A 20,946-nucleotide genomic window follows, 5' to 3' on the forward strand; every position below is an offset into this window, starting at 1 on the left:
CGCTTCACTCGCCAGGCGCGACGCGTCGTTCACGGAGGAGAGAACGGTCATGACTTTCATCATCCGGGGTATCTCGACTGACATGATCGTTAGTGGGGTTTGACTTTGCTATCGTCCCGGTGCTCTACGTGGCCCGGTGTTGGCAACAGCAGGGAAATCATGGTCCCGTGCCCGGCCTTGCTGCGGCAGGAGACGGGAATCCCGAGGCGGTGCGCGAGTGCGCCGACGATCGACAGCCCCATACCGCGTGTCGCTCCGAGCTGGCCGTCGGCGGCGCGGTGCAGCGCCCGCACCGCCGCTTCGCTCATGCCCGGACCGTTATCCTCGATTCTCAATTCGCAGACGGCTTGTCCCTGGTGGAGGATGTCGTCGGTCAGTGAAAGCTTGAGCCGTTGTCCGGGCGATAGCGCTTCGGAAGCGTTCTTCCAGAGGTTGACCAGGATCTGCTTGATGCTGGCACGGTCAGCGGCTATGCGCAGCGGGCGTAGCGGCAGAGCGGTTTCGATGGCGATCCCGCGCGTATCGAACAGCGCTTCGCGGTAGAGCAGAAGCAATTCACGCACCAGCTCACCGACATCGACCGCCTGCTCATCGTCGGTGTCGGCAGGGACTTCGCTCATGCGTCGCACGATGCCGGCAACACGGTCGATTTCGTCGCTCAGGACTTTGAGTTCATGGTGTACTCCGGCTCCTGGCGGCAGCTTGCCGTCAAGGATGTGCAGATAGCCCTTGATGATCGTCAGCGGGTTTCCCGCTTCGTGAACGACGCGTCGCGCCTGGCGAGTGAAGCGCGCCGCTACCGCATCGGCGGACTCCTGGCGAAGCGCCTGCGCGTCATGCCAGCTCTCCAGGGTGACGCCGGCAAGGCGTCCGAAATTAGCCAGGCAAGGTAGCCGGTGTGCCAAGCGGTTGTGCTGACCAGCACTCAGCCCGGCGACGATCACCCCGATCGTACGGCTGCGGCCGAGCATCGGGATGCACACCAGCCCGGTGCTCGACAGGGCCCGAGCAAACTGGATGTCAATCAGCGACTTCGCGGCTAGCGGTAGGCGGTCATAGGAGGAGCAGATCTGGCCATTGATCATGGCCACGGCGGCAAGGCTGCGGTGCGCCGCGGCAAGGATCCTGACCTGGCCAAAAATGGCCGGCTGCGCGGCGATACCGTTGCCGGTGAGGGGGCCGTTTTGCGGCTCGCAGAGCAGGAAGGCGAGGTGATTGAGGTCAAAGAGTATACGCGCCGATTCACGCAGCGAGAGGAGCACTTCGGCGTCGCTGGTGAGGCTGCACAGATCCTGCTGCAAGGGTTGCAGCAAAGCCTTCTCGCCAAGGATTGTGGCGATCTGTTCGTTGGCGTCGGGTTCGCTGCGGCGGCGGCGAGCGCCGAGTACCCGTGGCATTCCGTCCGATCTGCGGCCGGCAGCCGCTCCTTCCGGCGGGGCAATACCGATGGCGTTGGCAATGATGCACATCCGCTGCTCGGCTTCGTCGCGCAGGCGTCTTAGTCGGTCGCTGTCGTCGTTGGCAAACATCTCATTGGCGACGGCTGCCAGTTCTTCGGGAATCTCTTCGCAAGAAACCAGCGCGTGTGCGAGCCATACCAACTGCGGCAGAGGGGCGGCAGTGGTGATCTGCTCGGCGGGCAGATGGTGGAACAGAATGCCGTCGGCGAAGGGTGAATCGAGATGCCATTGGTCGGCCAGCCAGGTGCCGATTTCGCCATGGTGCACACTGAAGTGTTCGCTTTCCCGGTTGGAAAGCTCCGCTTCGCTGGGGCAGGTGGCAAGAAGCTGCAGGTAGGGTTCGCCAAGTGCCGAGAGCAGAATGAGTTCGCCGACGTCGTGCAGCAGTCCGGCCAGGTAGGCCTCGTCCGGTCGTGGATAGCCGTAGGTGGCGGCCAGGCTGCGCGACAGTTCGGCGACCAGCAGCGAGTGTGTCCAGAAGGCGGACAGATCGACCGATCGGCTGGCTGCGCGCTCGTCGAAGAGATTCTGGACCGACAGGCAGGTGGCGATCGAGCGTACCAGGCGGGTGCCGAGTGCGATAAGACAGTTCTCGATGCTTTGCAGCTGCGTGCCGCGGCGAATAGCGGGTGAGTTCGCCGCTGTCAGCACGCGGGTGCACAATCCCGGGTCCTGCTCGACGAGCCCGGCCAGTTTGGCCATGGTCGTGCTGTCGTCGTCGACCATCTGCAGGAGGCGCAGCAATATCTGAGGCGGTGATGGCGCGCGTCCCGACTCAATGGCGTGGCGGACGGGCTCCGGCAAGCTATACATCGCGGCGGATCAAAATGCCAAACGGTATGCCCGTCGTAGCGGATTGGCGGGCAAAGGCGTGCATTTTTTGGTGGTCGGCTAGGTAGTCGGGTGGTGGCCGGCGCGTATCGCGTTCTCGCCAGCGGCTGTGACACCTTCCTGGACCTCGCGCGCGACGACCTCGAAGAGCGTGCGGAGAACGAAGTTCATGCCGTCAATGACTTCCTCGACCGACAGCATTGATGGAATACGCGTGCCGCGGTGTTCTATCGCGCCGCCTATCTGGGTGACCTTCACGCCCATGCGTGTCAGGTTTGACGCCAGACGCGGTTCGGTGAGCACGAAGAGGGTCGTGATTCCGTAGTGGCGGGCCAGCGCGATCAGGCAAAGATAGACCGCCAGAGCAAGGTAGGGCTGGCGCGGTTGCTTGGCTGTTCCGAAGTCCTCCTCCGAGATCGAGATCGGTCTATCTTTCTCGCCCGGCCGGCGGCGGTAGCTGCCAATCACTGCCAGGCGGGAGATTTCCGCGATTCGCGCACGGTCCAGCGTCCGCGGATCAACAAGGGAGCGGTCCAGCGTTTCCGCGCAGCTGATCTCCAACGGTAGCCAGGCCTGTTGCGCAATTTTGGGATCAATCAGCACGAGGCGCGCACAGCCGACAAAGTCGCCTGTCGAAACCGACTGCACCAGGCAATGCAGCGACTGCTCATCGTAGGCATCTGCTTCGAGGCCCTCAGGACGCAGTGGCTCATAACCCAGTTCCCGGCAATACACTTCGTGGCGGATGCGGTAGTTTTCGGCACGCAGTTCGTCGGTCAGTGCCGGGACGACCTTGAAGAACCGCCGGTAGCCCTGGCTCATGGTCAGCTCTGTCAAGTTCGAAAGAAACATGGGCTACCTTTCTGCTCTTTTCTGGCTGCCCGGCGAGTTGTCGACAGCAGCCAAACATACTACTACGAAGTGGCGCCCGCAGCCCCGGTGAGCGTCGCTCTAGTCGAGTTTCTTGAGGTAATCCTTGGTGAAAATCTTGTCCGGCAGATCGCGCAGCTTCATGCTGTTGTACTCCAAGACCGACTGCTCGCCGCCGCGCAGCGCGTCTTCCATGACCAGTCGCGTCGGCCGCTTCCTGCCTTCCATGGTCTGGAAATTCTCGTACTTGCAGGATTTCAACAGGCGCCTGGACAGCGAATAGAATTCCGCGCGGTATGGCCAGGAGTCCTTTTTCCGGACCCAGTAGAGTACCCGTTGGTAGGTGACTCCGCGGTCGACCCCGGTCAGTTCGAGCACGTAAAAGTCGTCATCGCCGATCTGCTCGGTGCGCAGCAGCTTGGGATTGTAGTCGTCGGCGAAGTTGGCGCGCGCCAGATCGCCATTGGCAACCTGACCGGTCAGCCTTTGCGAGAGAGCGAGCCGAATCGGCTGTGAGACTTCAGGCATGAAGATCCACAGATTGCGATCTTTCATGAGCATGATCTGACCACGCTCGGATGCCGGTTCGGTGACCATCACCACGCTGTTGGTGTTGCCCTTCGATAGCACTCGATACTTATGCACGTCGGGCTGGCCGCCTTTCTCGGTCGTGGTGATTGTTACGTCGACCTGAAAGCCGTCGGCGGGAAAACGCACCTCGTCGGCATTTTTGACGATCATCCGAGCCAAGGCTTCGTTGTCTGCCTGGTTGTCTGCCGGGTTGCCGGCTTCTTCCTGCGTGGCCATCGCCAGCGGCGCTGCTGCGGTCCAGGCCGAGAAAGTTAGCAAGAGAAGCAGCAAGGCCGTCTTGACACCAGAATGGCGGATCGTCATGCTTTCCATCGTTTTCACCTCATTGTGCTGACCGCTCTGCCGGTTGGCAGGAAGTGCCACCGTATGAGCGTTGTCCGTATCGAACACGTCTGCAAGGATTATCAGCTCGGTGAGCAGAAAGTCCAAGCCCTCAAGGATATTACTCTGGCCTTCGACGCCGGCGTCTTTCTGGCGATTGCCGGTCCTTCCGGCAGTGGCAAGACGACCTTGTTAAACCTGATCGGCTGCATTGACACGCCGACCAGCGGAAAAATTTACATTAACGACCAGGACGTCAGCGGCCGGACGGCGGACCAACTCGCCGATCTGCGCGCCCGGACCATCGGTTTCATTTTTCAGACCTTCAATTTGTTGCCGGTGTTGTCGGCCGCCGAAAACGTCGAATACCCGCTGCTGCAGCGCAGGGATATGTCGGCTGCGGACCGCCGCCGGCGGGTGGCCTACTTTCTCGACATTGTTGGCCTTACGAAGTTTGCGACCCACCGTCCGAACCAGCTGAGTGGTGGCCAGCGCCAACGCGTGGCTATCGCCCGGGCCCTGGTGATCAAGCCGGCCATTGTGCTGGCCGACGAACCGACTGCCAACCTCGACCACAAGACCGGCGAGGAAATCCTCCTGCTGATGAAGAAGATCAACCGGGCACTGAAAACGACTTTCATTTTCTCCACCCACGACAAGCGTGTGATTGCCAAGGCTGACCGGCTGGTGCGCGTCGAGGATGGCGAGATCGCCCTGCTCGGCGTACGTGCGAACCGCAGGTGGTCGCTTGCGCGTCATCGTTCGGCGGAAGCCCTTGTCGACAGCGCAGCCGGCGCCGCGGAGACCGAGGCGCTAGCGATAAATGATAAGGACAAGCACAATGCCGTGCCGAGTGAGGCGCCAGATAACGACCCGGGAAACCACAATGCAGATCAGAAGTAAGCCGCCTTTCACCGCGCTCGCCCTGGTTGTCGCGAGCTTGCCGCTGCCGCTCCTGGCACAGCCTGCGGATGCTGCCAATCGAGCTGTCAGCGACGTCGCCGTGCGTGTCTCGCCAATGCCGACGGCGCTTCTGCTTGCTGCGAAGGCGGACGATTTGCCGATGAGCAGGGATGACCTGTTCGGCACCGACGAGCCGGCCGCGGGGCCTGCTGCGGCGCCGGCCGTTGCTCCAGTTGCCGCTCCAGAAAGCGCTGCGCCCCTGAGTCGCGACGCCTTGTTTGGCACCGATGAGCCAGCCGCCACTGCGCCAACTGGCGAACTGCCGCTCGGCCGCGATGCCTTGTTCGGTAGCGACGAGCCAGCCGCCGCTCCTGCGCCAGTTGGTGAACTACCGGTCCGCCGCGATGCCGTGTTTGGCGACGGCGACGATGCTTCGCCGAAAGCTCTGGCCGCGCAGACCGTTGCCAAGTCGCCGTCGCGTCCGGTGCGCTACCGCGGTTTTGTCCAGAATGTGATGGCTTATACCACGCCCGAGCCATCGCACTGGTCGGAGGCGATGACGCGCGCCGATCTCAGCGCACAGGGGGATTTCAGCAGCGGCGTCAAATGGCACCTGGGGGTGCGCGTGGACTTCGACGCCGTTTATGCCATGAGTGATTTCTACCCCCAAAAGGTGAATGACAATCAAACCCTGAATGTGCTGTTGCGCGAGAATTACATCGATATCGGCGTCGGCGACTGGGATTTCCGTTTTGGCCGGCAGCAGATCATCTGGGGCGAGATGGTCGGTCTGCTCTTCGGTGACGTCGTTTCCGCCAAAGACATGCGGCATTTCGTGCTGCCGGAGTTCGATATCCTGCGCATTCCGCAGTGGGCCGCACGTGCCGAGTACTTCAAGGGCGATTTCCACGCCGAAGCGATCTGGATCCCGGTGGCCAGCTACGACAACATCGGTAAGCCGGGCGCGCAGTTCTACGACTACACGCTGGTACCCTACGGCGAGGCGACTTTTCGCAATGAGAAGATTCCGACGCGCAACCTTGCCAACACCAACTATGGCATGCGCCTGTCGGTTCTCCACAACGGCTGGGATGTGGCGGCTTTTGCCTACAGCAGCATGAGCGTCGCGCCGACTTTCTACCGGGAAATCATCGCTGGAGCCCAGCCAAGCGTGACCTATCAGGCTCAGCACGAGCGCATCGATCAGTACGGAACGACCTTTGCCAAAGACCTCGGTTCGATGGTGCTCAAGGGCGAAGCGGTCTACACCGGCGGCCAGAAGTATGAGGTGACCGACCTGACGGACGCCGATGGCCTGGTCGAGCAGAATACCTTCACCTGGGTGCTCGGCCTCGACTTCTCACAGTTCACCGATACCCGAATCAATGTCCAGGTATTCCAGAATCATTTCCTGGATCATGACCCGAATATCATTCCGTCGAGCAACGAAAACGGCTACAGCCTGCTCTTGAACCACAAGTTCGGCGACCGGTTCGAAGCGCAGGCGCTGTATATCGCCAGCTTCAACCGCAACGACTGGATGCTGCGCCCGCGCGTAAGCTGGAACTTCGAGAAGAACTGGGACCTGGCGGTCGGCGTCGATATCTTCAATGGACCACCACAGGGATTCTTCGGGCGCTATGACGACAGTGACCGCGTCTATTCGGAGGTACGCTACAGCTTCTGAGGGGCAGCGTTCCCGTAGAGAAGAGGGTAGGGGAATTCGGGCGTACGGTGCGTGTGGGTGCCTGCGCCAGCCGACCTCTCCACCATTCGACCACTCTACTGTTCGGCAACGACCACAACGCCGCCACGCCGGCGGTCACCGGCGCCGTAGAGACGGTCGTGGCCATTGGCGACGCAGTTCACTCCACCGAAGAACAGGCTTGCCTCGTCGAAGCAGGTCGCTGCGGGCCATGCTGCCTGCAGGGCTGCCGCGGCCCCGGCGCCGAGGTCATGGCTTTCAAACCACAGCCGGGTGCCTTCGACATGCAGGCGAGGCGCGTTCACTGCTTCCTTTAGCGGCCGGCGATAGGCCAGCAGATTGAGCAGGGTTTGCAGGATGGCGCTGCGAATGCGGTTCGAGCCGCCGCTGCCGAGCGCGAAGCACGGGCGCTCGCCAGCGACGACGATGGTCGGCGACATCATCGTGCTCATCCAGGTTCCCGGCGCCCCTTGGTGGAAACCAGCGGGGTTGATGTCGTCTTCACCGAGGAAATTGTTGACGTGGATACCCAGGCCCGGCAAGGCTTCACCGCAACCTTCGCCATTGCTGGTGGTCATTGCCGCGGCCATGCGGTCGGCGTCGATGACCGAGATATGCGTCGTGGCGCCGAGTTGGTTCTCGGCAAACAGGCTTTGCGCGCGCGCGGCCCAGACAGGAATGCCCTTGCCAGCGGCCAGGTCGAGGATAGCCCCGGGGTCGGTGTAGAGGCGTTGGTCGTAGCCGGCCTGGCGGATTTCCGACACGGTGGTCAGCAGCGCCGCCATCGCCAGTTGCTGCTTGCGCGACAGGAAGGGCTCTTCACCGAGGCCGAGTTGCTCGGCGATATGCAGGCCGGCACCGATCAGCCCACCGCCGGCGGCCGGCGGCGGGTTGGTAAGCACCGTGTAGGGGCCAAAGCCGACGCGCAGCGGTTCGCGGATCACCGGTGCGTACGCCGCGACGTCCTGGGCGGTGATCAGTCCGCCTTGCGCCGGGCCGAAGTTGTCGACCAGCGACGCCCGGTAGCGGGCGACGTGGCTGTCGGTGTTAGCTTCGCCAAGCGCGTGCAGGAAGTCGCCGAGCTCGGGGTTGCTCAAGCGATCACCTGCTTGCGGCAGAACTCCGCGCGGGAAGAAGAGCTTGGCCACGGCTGGCGAGCGGCGGGCGATGGGCGCGACGAGGGCGATGATCATCGCGATCTGCGGGCTGACCGTGAAACCGTCACGGGCCCAGGCCGCCGCCGGAGCGACGACTTCGCGCAGCGGCACGCGCCCGGCGCGACGATGCAGTTCGAGCAGGCCGACCAGCTCTCCGGGAACCGCGGCCGCCCCTCGACCGACATGGAAGATCTGCGTGGTGCGTCCGAAATCGACCGTCACCGGCGCAAAATCTAGGGGCGGTGGGCTGCTGAGGCCGCGCCCGGGTGTGGTCGCAAAAAAGTCGAGGACCTTGTAGCCAGCGTCAGCGTCGCCCCAGAGGCAGACACCGCCGCCGCCCAGGGAAGTCAGCGGCAGTTCGGTGACCGTTGCCGCGAGCTTGGCGGCGACGATCGCATCGACCGCGTTACCGCCGCGGCGCAGCAGACAGGCGCCGGCTTCGGCGGTATGCGGCTCCGACGCCGCGATGACTCCCAGAATACCCATCCGCGGAGAATACGCGATGCCGGTGCGCTAGTGAAGCTGGTTTGCATTGCCAACCCTCGGCACGCAGCACGCAAGACCTCGCGCTCGACAGGCCAGCGGCGGTGCTTTGGCCTTTGCCGAACAAGGCCAGCCTCGCTTCAGGAGATGCCGCGCACTCCGCTGCTGCGGCCGAAGGCGAGCAACGCGCCGGGGATCTGTTCGAGAGCCATGACCTGCTCGGCGCCACCGCGCCTGATGGCTTCCTTGGGCATGCCGAAAACGACGCAACTCGCTTCGTCCTGGGCGATCGTCCTGGCTCCCGCGTCGCGCATTTCCTTGAGACTGCGAGCGCCATCGTCACCCATGCCGGTCATGATGATCCCCAGCGCGTTGGCGCCGGCAAACTTCGCGACCGAGCGGAAAAGCACGTCGACCGAAGGCTTGTGGCGGTTGACCAGCGGTCCGTCGACAATATCGACCAGGTAATGCGTGCCGCTGCGTCTGAGCAGCATGTGTTTGTTGCCGGGTGCAATCAGCGCCAGGCCCGCGCCGACTCGATCGCCGTTGCGCGCCTCACGCACTTCGATCTGACAGATCGCGTTGAGACGCTGCGCGAGCATCGCCGTGAAGCGCTCGGGCATGTGCTGCACGATGACCATGCCCGGGCAAGTCGCCGGCAGGCGACGCAGAACGAGCTCCAGCGCCTGCGTGCCGCCAGTCGAGGCGCCGATGGCGACGATCTGGTCGGTACTTCTGGCAACGGCTGTCGATAGCCCGGCCGACAGTATCACGTCGGCCGAGTTTTTCGGGCGCAGCAGCGCCGAGTCGGCGGCGATCATTTCCTTGGCTGGGGGGCTTGCTCATGGTGGGGGGCGGAACCTTTACCTGCGCATGATTCCACTCTTCGCCGCTGTGGGCAAGCACCCTTGCCGGCGCTGGTGTAGTGGTGCACGCAGTATGGAACCTATAAATTCCGGCTACCCCACGGGTTTCCCGCCGCTGTCATGGGTGCTCAAGGCCACGTCAGGAATGGTGAATGGCGAATGCGGCGCCACACCAGCCCCCACGTCATTGCGAGGAGGCGCAGCCGACGCGGCAATCCAGTTCCATCCTCTCACTATTTCCCACCACATCGACATCGTGAGCACGCGAAAAGCCAAACCTCTGGATTGCCGCGTCGGCTTTGCCTCCTCGCAGTGACGGAGGGTCGGAGATGCTTGCCGAAAGCCTCATCAAGAACGCAACACTACACTAGCTTTTCGGCTGGCTGTCGAGCGTGTTTGCGACCGCCAGCGCTGTTTTCTGCTGTTTGCTGTGCGCTCGTCGGTGCGCAGAAAACCCGGAGATTCTGCGCACCGCGGTCTGGGCTGCCGGATAGTCGGGACGCGCGGCAATTGCCGCCTGCAACGCGGCGAGCGCCTGCCCGTAATGGCCCAGGCGGAAGAGCACCAGGCCGAGGTCGTACCACGCCCCCGCCAGTGTCGAACCGTGGCCACTCGCGGCGCGCAAGCACTGTGCCGAGGCCCGCAGATCCGGGTCTGCAGCGGCTGCCGGAGCGGCCGCAGGCGCATCGATGTGTGCCGCGTTGAAGGCCTGCATCGCCTCGCTGCGGCGCGCGCTCCGGTAATAGAGCAGACCGAGAAACTGCAGCGAGACGATATCGTCGGGGATCGCTTCCAGGATGCTGCGCGCGATCCATTCGGCCTGCTCCAGTTGGCCGCTTTGATAGAAGGTGCCGAGAAGGTCGAAGAGGGCGTCAATCATTTGCCGCCTCGCGGTCGAAAAATGGCGCGCGCTGCAGCTAGCGCGACCGCATCACTGGTAGCCAGCCGTCGCCGAGCCATGCTCAACCGATGTCGACGGGCACGAAGATCTTCGCGTCGTCGCGCTCGATCAGCAGGGCAACGGTTTTGCCGGCCTTGTCGAGCAGCCCACGCAACTGCTCGATGTCGCGCACCTCCTGGCCGTTGAGCGACAGGACGATGTCGCCACGCCGGATGCCGGCCTTGGCCGCCGGACCACTGACGTTTTCGACGAGCAGACCGCTGGCTATGCCGCTTTGCTGCTGCTCCTGTGGGTTCAGGGGACGCAGAGCCAGACCAAGACGTGGGTTGTCGGCTTCGCCGCCGCTCGCCACCGCTTGTGCCGGCGTCGGGATTTCGCCGACCGCCAAGGCGATATCGCGGGTACTGCCCTTGCGCCAGACTTGCAGCTTGATCTGCGTTCCCGGCCTGAGCGCGGCGACGATTGGCGGCAGTTCGGTCGAGCGCGCGATTTCCGTGCCATCCAGTTTCAGGATGATATCGCCCGCTTCGAGCCCGGCGGCTGCCGCCGGGCTTGTCTTGTCGACCGAGCTGATCAGCGCGCCGGCGGTATTTTTCAGGCCGAAGGACTCGGCCAGCGACTGCGATACCTCCTGGATGGTGACTCCGAGGCGGCCGTGACTGACCTTGCCGTTTTTCAGCAATTGCTCCTGGATGTTCATCGCCACGTCGATGGGAATGGCGAATGACACTCCCTGATAGCCGCCGTTGCGGCTGTAGATCTGCGAATTGATACCGATCACTTCGCCGTTCAGGTTGATCAGTGGTCCGCCCGAATTACCCGGATTGACCGCCACGTCGGTCTGGATGAACGGCACGTAGCTGTCGCTGGCCAGCGAGCGGCCTTTCGCCGAGACGATGCCGGCAGTGACGCTGTTCTCGAAGCCAAAGGGCGAACCGATGGCGACCACCCATTCGCCGACCTGGGCACTGCCCGGGCTGCCGAGGCGAACGACCGGCAGGTCCTTGGCGGCGATGCGCAGCACGGCGATGTCGGTCAGTTTGTCGAGGCCGACAACCTTGGCCTTGAACTCGCGCTTGTCGGTCAGTTTGACGGTGACCTCGTCGGCGCCGCTGACGACGTGGGCGTTGGTCAGAATCAGCCCGTCAGCACTGACAATGAAGCCTGAACCCATACCCTGCGCGGGCGTTCCGCCCTCGGGCATTGGCCTGCCGAAGCGGCGGAAGAGTTCGGGGAGGCGCGGATCATCGTCGCCGCCGCCTGAAAAGGCTGTTTTCGACGACCCGCTGGCGCTGATATTGACCACCGCCGGGCCACTGTGCTCGACGATTGACCGGAAGTCGGGTAGCCCGATGCCGGGGCCGGCCAGCGGCGCCGCGGCCGGTGGCGCGAGAGCTGCGACGGCGTCGGCGGGGCGGATGATATCGCCACCCAGGGTGGCGTAGCCGGTGCCAAGCGCGGCGATCAGCGCCGCTGCCAGTAGACTGCGTTTGAAGGTCGGTGCATGCATGGTGATCTCCTGTTCCGTTCCAGAGGGGAAGCGATTCGCTTCCAGTGGCACGTACGATAGAGGGTCACGACTTAAAGCTGACTTAAGACGGTCGGCCAGGAGGTAAGGAGGCAGCGGCGCGAGAGAAGGCGCGAGGGCCAGAGGAAGCTGCGCAGGGCTCGAATTGAACGCGCACGCGCAAGCCGCCAAGCGCGGCCTCGCCGAGCTGCACCGTCGCCCGGTGGCGTTCGGCGATGGTCTTGACGATGGCCAGCCCCAGGCCGCTACCCGCTTCGTCGCTCTGTGCGCGGCGATAGAAGCGGTCGAAGACGCGCTGCCGGTCTTCGGCGGGAATGCCCGGGCCCGAGTCGCTGACTTCGATGAACACGCCGCTCTCGTCTGCACCGCTGGCGACATCGACGCGGCCGCCAGCGGGGGTATAGCGAATGGCGTTGCCGACCAGGTTGGTGATCAGGATGCGCAGCGCCTCTTCGTCGCCGTCAAGCATGTCCTCGCCGCTGCCTGCTGCGGCGCCGAGATCGATATCCTTTGCTTCCGCCAGCGGCAGCTGCGCGGCGATCACCGCCGCCACCAGCTCGCCAAGCCGTAGCGGGCTTGGTATATGCTCTGCCTGGCCGCCGCTGCCCGGTTCCTGGCGGGCCAGGGTCAGCAACTGCTGCACCGAATGCGTCGCGCGTCGCAAGCCGCCTTTCAATTCGCCGAAGGCTTCGGCACGAGCAGCCGCATCCGGTGCCCGTTCAGCGAGTTGCACCTGCAGGCTCAGTGCCGCCAGCGGGGTGCGCAGTTCGTGCGCGGCGTCGGCGGTGAACTCGCGTTGCGCCTGCAAGGCGTGCTTGAGCCGGTCGAGCAGCTCGTTCAGCGCCCGCACCAGCGGCACCACTTCGCTAGGCACCCGGTTCTCCGGGAGGGGGTCGAGGGCGACTGCGGTGCGCGTGCTGACCGCTCGCGCGACCGCGTCGAGCGGGCGTAGTCCGCGGCCGACAACCACCCAGATCAGCACCCCGAGAACCGGCAGCATGAGCAGAAACGGGGCGACGGTTCGCAAGGCGGCGGCCAGCGCCAGTTCGTCGCGCGAATGCATCGGCTGCGCGACCTGAATCGTCTGGCCGCGCTGCTGCATGCCGAACACGCGCCACTTGCCACGGCCGGTATCGATGGTCGCGAAGCCGAGCGGCGTCTTGTCGGGTAGCCCGTCGCGCGGGTGCGAAAGGTAGAGCCGCGTGCCGTCCGGGCGCCATACCTGGATCGAGAAGTCCTGCGCGTCACCGTCGAGCGCGAAGTTGTGCTGTCCACCGCTCCGGAAGACCTGGTCGCGGAAGGACAGGGCCAGCTGGCGCAGTTGGTAGTCGAACATCGCGTTGGCTTCGTCGCGCGCCGTCCGGTAGGTGGCCAGCGCACCGAGCAGCGTGGTCAGCGTAATCACCGACAGCAGCGCCAGCAGCAACTGGCGGCGGATCGAGGTCATCAGCCAGGGGGGAGCAGGTAGCCGACACCGCGGATGTTCTTGATCCGTTCAGTGCCGAGCTTGCGCCGCAGGGAGTGGATGTAGACTTCGACGGCGTTGCTTTCGATTTCTTCGCCCCAGCCGTACAGGCGCTCTTCGAGTTTCGTCCGCGACAGTGGCGTTCCCGGCCGTTCCAGCAGCGCCTGGAGGAGGGCAAATTCACGCCCCGAAAGGGCCACCGGCCTGCCGTCCTGGGTCAGCTCGTGGGTCGCCGGATTCATGCGCAAGTCGCCGTGCTCGATCACCGGGCTGGCGCGACCGGCATGGCGGCGCAGCAGCGCCCGCATGCGTGCCGACAGCTCGTCGAGGTCAAAGGGTTTCACCAGGTAATCGTCAGCGCCGCTGTCCAGCCCCCTGATGCGGTCGGCGACAGCGTCGCGGGCGGTAATGATCAGCACCGGAATGTCGTTGCCGGAACGTCGCAGTCTGGCGAGAACGTCCAGACCGGACCTGCCGGGCAGGCCGAGGTCGAGCAGCAGCAACTCGTAGGGCGTGGTCGTCAGGGCCAGTTCGGCCGCTTGTCCGTCGCGCACCCAGTCGACGCTGCTGCCATCCTGGCGCAGGCCTTGCTGGACACTCTTGCCGATCATCGGGTCGTCTTCGACCAATAACACGCGCATCGTCTGGCGCCGCTGAGCGTCTGCCCGGCAGGACCGTTACGGCGCCAGCACGACTTCGTAATACACGCCGCTCGACCCGAAGTAGGGCTTGTACCAGTTGGGTCCGCTCTGGTAATACTGGGCGCCGTTCACTGTCATGTGTTTGGCGTTGGGCGGGAGTGCTGCGTACTGGCTGCCGATCGGCAGATTGCCCTGGACGACATAAGTCGGCTGCGGGGCTACGTAGACCGGCTGCGGGGCTACGTAAACCGGTTGCGACGCGCTGGCAATTGCTGCACCTGCCATCGCTCCCACGGCCAGGCCGGCCACCGCACCCGCGGCTGCGCCGCATCCGTAGCAACCGCCATGGTAGTAGCCGCCACCATGGTAGTAGCCGCCGGGGTGGCCAGCGGCAACGAAGCCTCGTCCGCCCCAGCCTCGGCCGGCAGCGACCCAGGCATTGGCATCGGCAAGGGGAACCAGTACGCTCGCGGTCACCGCGACGCCGAGAATGAGTGTTTTCGTTAGTTTCATCGCATTGCTCCTTGTGTTCCTTCCTGGTGTCACTTATTTGGACTGCGCAAGGCCGATTCGCTTGAACTCGAGCTTGACGGCGTCTTTCGGAATGCTGACCTCGAAGCTCTGTGCCGGCAGCGGCGCATTGAGCTTCCAGTCCGAGAACTCGACGGTGAAGGTTGGTTGCCGCTCACCACTGCGGTAGGAGGCGACCGCCAGGCGCGGCAGCTTGTCCTGTGCGCCGATCCATAGCTCCCAGTCGATGCCGGGGGCGGTAAACGCGAGGTGATCGGTCTTGACTCCGGCGATCGTCGATTGCCCTACCACAAAGGCACTCGAGAGGTCCTTTGTGAGGCGGGCATAGGGATCGGAAACCAGGAGGTCAACGAAGGGTGCCAAGGTGTCCGCGCCCGGGTGTTCTTGCTGCACGACTTCGTCGACGGTGCTGCCGCTGGCTTCTTGCTGCGCGTAGAATTTCCTGGCCGGTCCGATGGCCGTCACCGTCTTGCCGTTGTAGTAGAGGTCGTTGGGCAGGAGGTCGCCGCGCGACTCGACGAACAGGCGATCCGGTCGTTGCAGCAGCACCCGTGAAGCTGCGAAGAGGCTGATGTACTGCCCGGTCGGCGACTCCAGAGGCAGCAGGCTGCGCGCCTTGAACTGGAGCGTCCGCGCTGCGGCCAGGGTGTCACCCATGTCCTTCAGCAGCTTGAGGGCTCGCTGATCCTTGATCTCCTTTGCGGACGTGGCCGGCGGCTCTGTTTTATCATCGGCCAGGGCCGTGCCACTGGCGCCGAGAAGCAGCGTGGCGGCCAGAAAAGTGCCGCCGACAAGTTGCACCATCACGTTTCGTTCCATCATTTCCTCTCCTCTTATCGCTTCGCAAATACGTTCAGAATGACTGTTTGCGCATGCCCACGCTGCGCAGTGTAACGAATGCTTGATCACCATGGGTGAGTCGCGTGACGGCGGCAGGCGCGGTCAGCCAGCTGGGCGCGAACGCCGCGGCCTGGCACGGCGTCAAGCAGGCGCTTGTTGCTTCCGTGAAGGCTCCGGAAAGGCCAACGACCACGCTCCGCCCGAGCGGGCGCGTGGTCGTCGGGAGTCACTCCGCCGGTGCTGGGCGCTGACGCCACCGGTGGTGGTGTCCCGGCCTTAGGCGATTTCTTAAGCCGGGACAGGCCTTGCTATTTGTGGTCGTGCGTGTTGCGGACCATCTGCGCCATTTCGCGTTCTACTTCTTCGTCGAGGTGTACATCGTCAGTGTCGAAGGCACCAGCGTCGGGGTCGTTATAAATGTCCAGGTCCAGCTGGCCTTCGCTCTTCGCGACGATTACCGATACCACGGCGTCACCCGAGACATTGACGGCGGTCCGGATCATGTCCAGCAAGCGGTCGACACCGAGAATCAAGCCGATTCCCTCGATCGGCAAACCAACCTGTGCGAAAACCATCGACAGCATGATCAGTCCGACCCCCGGTACGCCGGCGGTACCTATGGAAGCCAGGACCGACATCAGGATGACGGTCAGATAACCGCCAAAGCCGAGATCGACGCCGTAGACGTTGGCGATGAATACCGTTGCCACCCCCTGCATGATCGCCGTGCCGTCCATATTGATGGTGGCGCCGAACGGAACCGTAAAGGAGGCCACCGAGTTCTTGACCCCAAGGCGTTCAGTAACCGTTCGCAGCGTCACCGGGATGGTGGCGTTCGAGCTCGAGGTGCTGAAAGCAAATACCTGCACATTGCGCATTTTCTTCAGGAAGGTCATCGAGCTCAGCCCGGAGAAAATCTTGAGTATCACTTGCAGGGTCACGAACAGGTGGAACAGCAGGACGGAAATCAGCACTGCGACATAGCCCATCAGTTTGACAAGCAAATCCAGTCCCAGGCTGCCGATCGCTTTGGCAAGCAAACAGAAGACCGCGTAAGGTGCCAGTGCCATGATGATGGTGACCATTTTCATCATCACTTCGTTGAGCAATTCGACAAACTCGACGACGGGCTGCGCCTTCTTGCCGACCATCAACATACCGACGCCACAGAGGATGGCAAAGAAGATGATCGCCAGCATCTCACCGGTGGCCATGGCACTGACTGGATTGGAAGGGACGATGTTGATCAGCACTTCGGACAGCGGTGGCGAATCCTTGCCGGTGAATACTGTTTCCGTGACGGCGTTCATGCCTTCGCCGATGCCCAGTCCGGCAGCAAGCAGGATCCCTGTGGCAATGGCGATCGCGGTAGTGAAGATGTACAGAACGAAAGCCTTGGTCCCGATACGCCCCAGCAGCCTGATGTCGCCGATACCGCAGACGCCACAAATCAGCGAAAAAAGCACCAGCGGAACCACCATCATCTTCAACGCGTTGACAAAGAGCTTTCCGACCACGAGAAACAAGCCATCGACCAGGTACTCGTTGACGAAGGAGCCTGCTGGACTAAGGCCGCCCAGGTTGATCACCAGGCCAACCACTATGCCTAGTGCCATTCCCAGCAATACTTTGACTGTCAAGTTCATGACCACCTCCTAATGTGGATGAAGCTGTCTTTTTGGAGTCGCAATGAGCATCCATCGCGTGTCAGCTGCGCATATGCTTTCCCTTGCAACTGCACGGGTTACCCTCGTTTATCTCCTTGTGCCAGGGAGCCGATGCTCTGGTTCATGGCCAAGCTGGGGTCTTTCCGGAGGACAAATTACCACTAATTGGTGATCGGTGTGCAATGGGTTTGCGGCCGGCATCGCGCCCCTGATTGCGGCAAGGCATTATCCACATCACCAAGGCGAGCTTGCAGGCGAGCGTAAGCTTCGGCGTTTGTGTGCCGGGGAAGCGAAGGATTGTGCAGTGCCAATTGTGTCACTCGCGACCGCCTTGAGCAGGACACTCTCCGCTAGCCGGGAATGTCGGGCCGGCAGCGCGCGCCCTCTGGAGCGCGAGCTATCCACCTGCTGTTGATCGACGCTGCCGGTCAGCGTTTTAATGTGAAAGTCGCGCAAGCGACTCACGAAACTCCCTTCTCCCTTGCGGGAGAAGGGGCAGGGGAAGAGGGAAACGGTCATGACTTTCATGATTTGGGGTGTCTCCACGTGTCATGACCGTTAAACCAGCCCGCGCGTCGTCGCCAAAATGAAACCGACGAAGCAGGAGGTGCCCACGCCGATCAGGCCAGGCGCAATGAAGCTGTGGTTGATCAGGTACTTGCCGATGCGGGTCGTTCCCGAACGGTCGAACTGAATCGCCGCCAGGTCGCTCGGGTAGGTTGGCAGGATGTAGTAGCCATAGCACGCTGCGGCGAAAGCAACGACGTATCCCGGCGGAAGGCCGATGGACAGCGCCATCGGTACCATGGCGGCGATGGCGGCCGCCTGCGAGTTGACGAACTTGGAGACGATCAACAAGGCCAGGGCGTAGGTCCAGGGCTGCATCTTGACGAGGTCGGCAAGACCATCCTTGATGACCGGCAGATTGGCTTCGAACACCGAGTCGGCCATCCAGGCGACGCCGAAAACGGCGACCACGGCGATCATTCCCGCGCGGAACACCTCGGTCTTGCCGATTTTCGCCGGATTCGTTTTGGTGAACATGATAATGAATGCGCCTGCCATGAGCATGAACATCTGGATGGTCAGCACCATCGACAGCGCCTTGCCCTGGAAATGCGGCCGTAAGGCGTCGAACGCCCCCAGGATGGCCACGACGGCGATTGCACCCACGAAAATCCACATCGCTATCCACTGGCTGCGATCGAGCGTTTTGCCGAGCAGAGTGGCCGTCTCGCCGTACACGAACTTGTGGTTCTCGGGGTCGGCGACGAATTTCTGGAAGTCTTCATCCTTGTCGAGGTCCTTGCCACGGAACCAGCTGAAGATGCCGATCATCAGCACGCCGGCCAGGGTCGACGGGATGGTGATCGACAGCAGCGTCACGAAGTCGATGATCGGCGCACCCGCCGGCGCCTTGGCGAGAAATGCCGCTAGCGAGACCACTGCCACCGACACCGGACTGGCCATGATACCCATCTGGGCGCCGATCGTGGCCGCCGCCATCGGGCGCTCGGGCCGGATGTCGTTTTTGATCGCGATGTCATAGATGATCGGCAGCATCGTATAGACCACGTGTCCGGTACCGCACAGCATGGTCAGAAAAGTTGTGGCGAAGGGCGCCATGATCGACACGAACTTCGGATTGCGTCGCAGCACTTTTTCCGCCAGGAGCAACAGCACATCCAGACCACCCGAGGCCTCCAGGGTCGCCGAGGCAGCGACCACCGCGACAATGGTCAGAATGACCGCAACCGGCGGCGTGCCCGGCGGCATCTGGAAGACAAAGACGAGGATGACGACGCCGAGGCCGCCCAAAAGCCCGAGCGCCACCCCGCCCTTGCGTGCGCCGTAGAACAGGCAGGCCAGAACGAGCAGCAATTGGAGAGTAAGCATCATGAGGGGAGTTCCTTTCCGGGCAAGGGTCTGACTTAATCGGTAGGTGGCGTAGGGAGGAACAAGGGGCGTAGCCCGTTACCTCGCACGCTTCATTTTATATCCGATTGATGTCCGCTGATGCTGGCGTGCTGCGCGCTGGCAGTTGTGAGCCGGTCGACCGGTCGCTTGGCGCTGCCTGGCCTGGTGCTGGCCGCGGCTGGCAGTGTGGGAGTGAGCGCTGCGCGCCGACGCGCGCGGCGCCCGCGGGGGGAGTCACCGCGTAGCTGTCAATCAGGGCGGCGATCGAGCGACCAGCGGTTAGAGCAGCGCCCCGCCGCCGCGTCTTTACGACGCGGGCAGGAACCCGCCTGCTGTGCAGCCCTGGCGCCTACTACTTTGCAAGCCTCAGGCCAGGACGTTGACCATCCACGGGACACCAAAGCGGTCGGTGAGCATGCCGAAGGCCGGTGACCAGAAGGTCTTGGCAAGCGGCATGATCACCTGCCCGCCGTCGGCCAGGGCGGCGAAATACTGTTCTGCTTCGCCAACGTCGGTCGCCGGAATCGACAGCGAAAAGCCCTGAAAAGCAGGCGATCCGGAGCACCGCCCGTCCGATGCCATGAGCAGCGTGTCGCCGACGCGAAACTCCGCGTGCATCACTTTTTCGTCGTTTTGCGGGGAATCACAGCCGGGCGGCGGTTCCGGGCTGTCCTTGTAGCGCATCAGCATCTGCACTTCGGCGCCAAGCGCTTGTTTGTAGAACTCGATCGCTTCCTCGCAACGGCCCTCGAACATCAGGTAGGTCTGGATCATCGTCGTTCCTCCGTGTAGTGGTCAAGAAAAGCGTTTTTAATGTGAAAGTCGCGCAAGCGACTCACGAACCTCCTTTCTCCCCTCGTGGGAGAAAGGCCGGGAAAGAGGGGGAAACGGTCATGACTTTCATCATCTGGGGTACCTCGACAGGTCATGACCGTTAGCTCGCGTCTTCCACAATCCTGGCGCTCCGCTGGCCTGATGTAAAGAGCTGCGCCAGTGGTGCGGCCGAGAACGCTGGAAAAGCCTCCTGGCGAAGGCCACGTCGTAGCGCAGTCGGTCGCGCTGCAAGTCTACCGCGACTCGTTGTCCGCAATGCCGAGTTCGGTGCCGGACACCTGACGTTGTCGGAAATATTTACACCCGTGCGGTTCAGGCCAAGAAAGGAAAAGCGATTCACGCTCTTAAGTCATGATTTAATACGCGCATATATAGTATGGCACAGGTTTTGCTTAGCTATACGCATGGCCGCATCAACGCGGTCGAGATACCCCCCAACAAGTTAGCTGTCAATGTAGGAGCCACAACATGAAAAAGACCCTTGCCATTCTTGCTACCACCCTCAGCATACTACCCGTCGTCGCCAACGCTTTTCCCATTGCCAGCACCGGCGAGGGCCTCAACGTCCTGGTCGGCGGCACCGATCCGATCATTGCCAAGTACGAAGGCAACTCGGCGTCATACAGCAACGACCTCTACCTGATGCTCGACAGCTCGGGCACGCCTGGCGACGACGGCATTGCGAGCAACGACATGTTCATCTTCAATAACCATTTGTCGGCTGTCGGCAGCACGGTGACTCTCGGTTCGTTTGCGATCGGCACCGAATTGATCTTCCGTCTGCATGTCAATAACACTGGTTATGACTTTTTCACCGGTCCGGCCAGCCGCAACCCCGACGCTCATGAGCACGCGCGGGTCGAGGAAAACTGGGCCGTCGACACGACGCTGGTGAGCTTTGAAGACCTGTATGGCGGCGCTTTCGTCTACAACGACCTCAGCTTCTCGTTCACCAATACCGTGACGACGCCGCCCGAGCCAGGCGTACCCGAACCTGCCTCTTTGGCGCTGCTCGGCATCGGCCTCGTCGGCCTGCGCGCGCTACGCCGCAAGGCTTGATCAAGCGCTTCGCGAAGTCGGTTGCACCTGCACGGCGGCGCCGAGCCGCCGTTTTTCTATTGCGCTGCGAGAGCGCGATGGACATTGGCGGCGGGCACTGACGAGCGACGGATTTGTTGGCCCCGCCGATCCGTAGGCCGCCGATTGCCCGCTGCCCGCCGTGGCGGTTCGTTCAGAGCATCTTGCCCGGGTTGATCAGGCCCTGCGGATCGAGCGTTCGCCTGATCGCCCGCATCACCTCGATCTCGACCGGACTCTTGTAGCGCTGCAGTTCGTCACGCTGCCACCGACCGCTGCCGTGCTCGGCGTTGATGTTGCCGCCGAGTTCGTGCCCCCGTTCATAAACGATGCGCTGGAGCGCGGCTTGCGCGGCAAT

Annotated in this window: 17 protein-coding genes and 1 pseudogene; 3 read left to right on the forward strand and 15 right to left on the reverse strand. The window is 62.8% G+C overall.

Features of this window, described 5'->3' with window-relative positions:
* Positions 1-89: 89 nt before the first annotated feature.
* The 3 genes from E4Q23_RS14415 to E4Q23_RS14425 form a co-directional block, all read right to left on the reverse strand.
* On the reverse strand, positions 90-2,273 hold the full coding sequence (locus E4Q23_RS14415; RefSeq protein ID WP_169067279.1) for an HDOD domain-containing protein: 2,184 nt from the start codon (positions 2,271-2,273) through the stop codon (positions 90-92).
* Positions 2,274-2,351: 78 nt separating this feature from the next.
* Entirely contained in the window at positions 2,352-3,143 is a 792-nt protein-coding gene (locus E4Q23_RS14420) for a PEP-CTERM/exosortase system-associated acyltransferase (protein ID WP_169067280.1), read from the reverse strand.
* Positions 3,144-3,242: 99 nt separating this feature from the next.
* The gene (locus E4Q23_RS14425; RefSeq protein WP_169067281.1) at positions 3,243-4,064 is read right to left on the reverse strand and encodes an outer membrane lipoprotein-sorting protein; all 822 of its coding nucleotides are present in this window, start codon (positions 4,062-4,064) and stop codon (positions 3,243-3,245) included.
* Positions 4,065-4,118: 54 nt separating this feature from the next.
* On the opposite strand from E4Q23_RS14425, the gene E4Q23_RS14430 reads away from it, so the two are divergent.
* Together E4Q23_RS14430 and E4Q23_RS14435 are read left to right on the forward strand one after the other, a co-directional pair.
* A complete protein-coding gene (locus tag E4Q23_RS14430) occupies positions 4,119-4,976 on the forward strand; it encodes an ABC transporter ATP-binding protein (protein ID WP_169067282.1) in 858 nt (285 codons plus the stop codon).
* Positions 4,960-6,663 carry a DUF1302 family protein gene (locus tag E4Q23_RS14435; RefSeq protein ID WP_211203774.1) on the forward strand — a complete coding sequence of 568 codons (1,704 nt, stop codon included), beginning with the start codon at positions 4,960-4,962 and terminating at the stop codon, positions 6,661-6,663. Before E4Q23_RS14430 ends, E4Q23_RS14435 begins: the two co-directional genes overlap by 17 nt.
* Positions 6,664-6,758: 95 nt before the next feature.
* Here E4Q23_RS14435 and E4Q23_RS14440 read toward each other — a convergent pair whose 3' ends face one another.
* From E4Q23_RS14440 to E4Q23_RS14490, 11 genes and pseudogenes are all read right to left on the reverse strand, one after another.
* Positions 6,759-8,324, reverse strand: coding sequence for a gamma-glutamyltransferase (locus E4Q23_RS14440; RefSeq protein ID WP_169067283.1), 1,566 nt, complete (start codon positions 8,322-8,324; stop codon positions 6,759-6,761).
* 137 nt (positions 8,325-8,461) lie between these two features.
* Positions 8,462-9,118 (reverse strand): annotated as a pseudogene (locus E4Q23_RS14445) (chemotaxis protein CheB); the annotation flags it as partial.
* Between the two features lie 436 nt (positions 9,119-9,554).
* On the reverse strand, positions 9,555-10,067 hold the full coding sequence (locus tag E4Q23_RS14450) for a tetratricopeptide repeat protein (protein ID WP_248595461.1): 513 nt from the start codon (positions 10,065-10,067) through the stop codon (positions 9,555-9,557).
* Positions 10,068-10,149: 82 nt separating this feature from the next.
* Positions 10,150-11,598, reverse strand: a complete 1,449-nt coding sequence (locus E4Q23_RS14455) for a DegQ family serine endoprotease (RefSeq protein WP_169067285.1) — start codon at positions 11,596-11,598, stop codon at positions 10,150-10,152.
* A gap of 82 nt (positions 11,599-11,680) precedes the next feature.
* Complete coding sequence (locus E4Q23_RS14460) at positions 11,681-13,063, reverse strand: ATP-binding protein (protein ID WP_169067286.1); 1,383 nt, start codon at positions 13,061-13,063, stop codon at positions 11,681-11,683.
* Positions 13,063-13,722 (reverse strand): response regulator, encoded by a 660-nt coding sequence (locus E4Q23_RS14465; RefSeq protein ID WP_169067287.1) that lies wholly within the window; start codon positions 13,720-13,722, stop codon positions 13,063-13,065. Before E4Q23_RS14465 ends, E4Q23_RS14460 begins: the two co-directional genes overlap by 1 nt.
* 36 nt (positions 13,723-13,758) lie before the next feature.
* A complete protein-coding gene (locus E4Q23_RS14470; RefSeq protein WP_169067288.1) occupies positions 13,759-14,235 on the reverse strand; it encodes a hypothetical protein in 477 nt (158 codons plus the stop codon).
* Positions 14,236-14,268: 33 nt separating this feature from the next.
* On the reverse strand, positions 14,269-15,075 hold the full coding sequence (locus E4Q23_RS14475) for a DUF2092 domain-containing protein (protein ID WP_169067289.1): 807 nt from the start codon (positions 15,073-15,075) through the stop codon (positions 14,269-14,271).
* Positions 15,076-15,401: 326 nt separating this feature from the next.
* Positions 15,402-16,739: a dicarboxylate/amino acid:cation symporter gene (locus E4Q23_RS14480; protein WP_169067290.1), complete on the reverse strand. Its 1,338-nt coding sequence runs from the start codon at positions 16,737-16,739 to the stop codon at positions 15,402-15,404.
* A 579-nt stretch (positions 16,740-17,318) separates the two neighbouring features.
* A complete protein-coding gene (locus E4Q23_RS14485; protein WP_169067291.1) occupies positions 17,319-18,659 on the reverse strand; it encodes an anaerobic C4-dicarboxylate transporter in 1,341 nt (446 codons plus the stop codon).
* Between the two features lie 384 nt (positions 18,660-19,043).
* Entirely contained in the window at positions 19,044-19,451 is a 408-nt protein-coding gene (locus E4Q23_RS14490) for a VOC family protein (protein ID WP_169067292.1), read from the reverse strand.
* A 528-nt stretch (positions 19,452-19,979) separates the two neighbouring features.
* On the opposite strand from E4Q23_RS14490, the gene E4Q23_RS14495 reads away from it, so the two are divergent.
* Entirely contained in the window at positions 19,980-20,570 is a 591-nt protein-coding gene (locus E4Q23_RS14495; RefSeq protein ID WP_169067293.1) for a PEP-CTERM sorting domain-containing protein, read from the forward strand.
* A 172-nt stretch (positions 20,571-20,742) separates the two neighbouring features.
* Here the strand turns inward: E4Q23_RS14495 and E4Q23_RS23945 are convergent, their stop codons facing one another.
* Positions 20,743-20,946: an FAD-linked oxidase C-terminal domain-containing protein gene (locus E4Q23_RS23945; RefSeq protein ID WP_169067314.1), complete on the reverse strand. Its 204-nt coding sequence runs from the start codon at positions 20,944-20,946 to the stop codon at positions 20,743-20,745.

Origin of the sequence: Candidatus Accumulibacter phosphatis (assembly GCF_012939955.1) — a bacterium.
Classification (GTDB): Bacteria; Pseudomonadota; Gammaproteobacteria; order Burkholderiales; family Rhodocyclaceae; genus Accumulibacter; species Accumulibacter delftensis.

What these genes read in the sequence shown, in the direction of transcription:
- E4Q23_RS14490 (WP_169067292.1), bottom strand. Translation starts at nt 19,451, where the DNA reads ATGATCCAGACCTACCTGATGTTCGAGGGCCGTTGCGAGGAAGCGATC.
- E4Q23_RS14465 (WP_169067287.1), bottom strand. Translation starts at nt 13,722, where the DNA reads ATGCGCGTGTTATTGGTCGAAGACGACCCGATGATCGGCAAGAGTGTC.
- E4Q23_RS14475 (WP_169067289.1), bottom strand. Translation starts at nt 15,075, where the DNA reads ATGATGGAACGAAACGTGATGGTGCAACTTGTCGGCGGCACTTTTCTG.
- E4Q23_RS14480 (WP_169067290.1), bottom strand. Translation starts at nt 16,739, where the DNA reads ATGAACTTGACAGTCAAAGTATTGCTGGGAATGGCACTAGGCATAGTG.
- E4Q23_RS14485 (WP_169067291.1), bottom strand. Translation starts at nt 18,659, where the DNA reads ATGATGCTTACTCTCCAATTGCTGCTCGTTCTGGCCTGCCTGTTCTAC.
- E4Q23_RS14420 (WP_169067280.1), bottom strand. Translation starts at nt 3,143, where the DNA reads ATGTTTCTTTCGAACTTGACAGAGCTGACCATGAGCCAGGGCTACCGG.
- E4Q23_RS14460 (WP_169067286.1), bottom strand. Translation starts at nt 13,063, where the DNA reads ATGACCTCGATCCGCCGCCAGTTGCTGCTGGCGCTGCTGTCGGTGATT.
- E4Q23_RS14415 (WP_169067279.1), bottom strand. Translation starts at nt 2,273, where the DNA reads ATGTATAGCTTGCCGGAGCCCGTCCGCCACGCCATTGAGTCGGGACGC.
- E4Q23_RS14440 (WP_169067283.1), bottom strand. Translation starts at nt 8,324, where the DNA reads ATGGGTATTCTGGGAGTCATCGCGGCGTCGGAGCCGCATACCGCCGAA.
- E4Q23_RS14450 (WP_248595461.1), bottom strand. Translation starts at nt 10,067, where the DNA reads ATGATTGACGCCCTCTTCGACCTTCTCGGCACCTTCTATCAAAGCGGC.
- E4Q23_RS14425 (WP_169067281.1), bottom strand. Translation starts at nt 4,064, where the DNA reads ATGGAAAGCATGACGATCCGCCATTCTGGTGTCAAGACGGCCTTGCTG.
- E4Q23_RS14470 (WP_169067288.1), bottom strand. Translation starts at nt 14,235, where the DNA reads ATGAAACTAACGAAAACACTCATTCTCGGCGTCGCGGTGACCGCGAGC.
- E4Q23_RS14495 (WP_169067293.1), top strand. Translation starts at nt 19,980, where the DNA reads ATGAAAAAGACCCTTGCCATTCTTGCTACCACCCTCAGCATACTACCC.
- E4Q23_RS14455 (WP_169067285.1), bottom strand. Translation starts at nt 11,598, where the DNA reads ATGCATGCACCGACCTTCAAACGCAGTCTACTGGCAGCGGCGCTGATC.
- E4Q23_RS14430 (WP_169067282.1), top strand. Translation starts at nt 4,119, where the DNA reads ATGAGCGTTGTCCGTATCGAACACGTCTGCAAGGATTATCAGCTCGGT.
- E4Q23_RS14435 (WP_211203774.1), top strand. Translation starts at nt 4,960, where the DNA reads ATGCAGATCAGAAGTAAGCCGCCTTTCACCGCGCTCGCCCTGGTTGTC.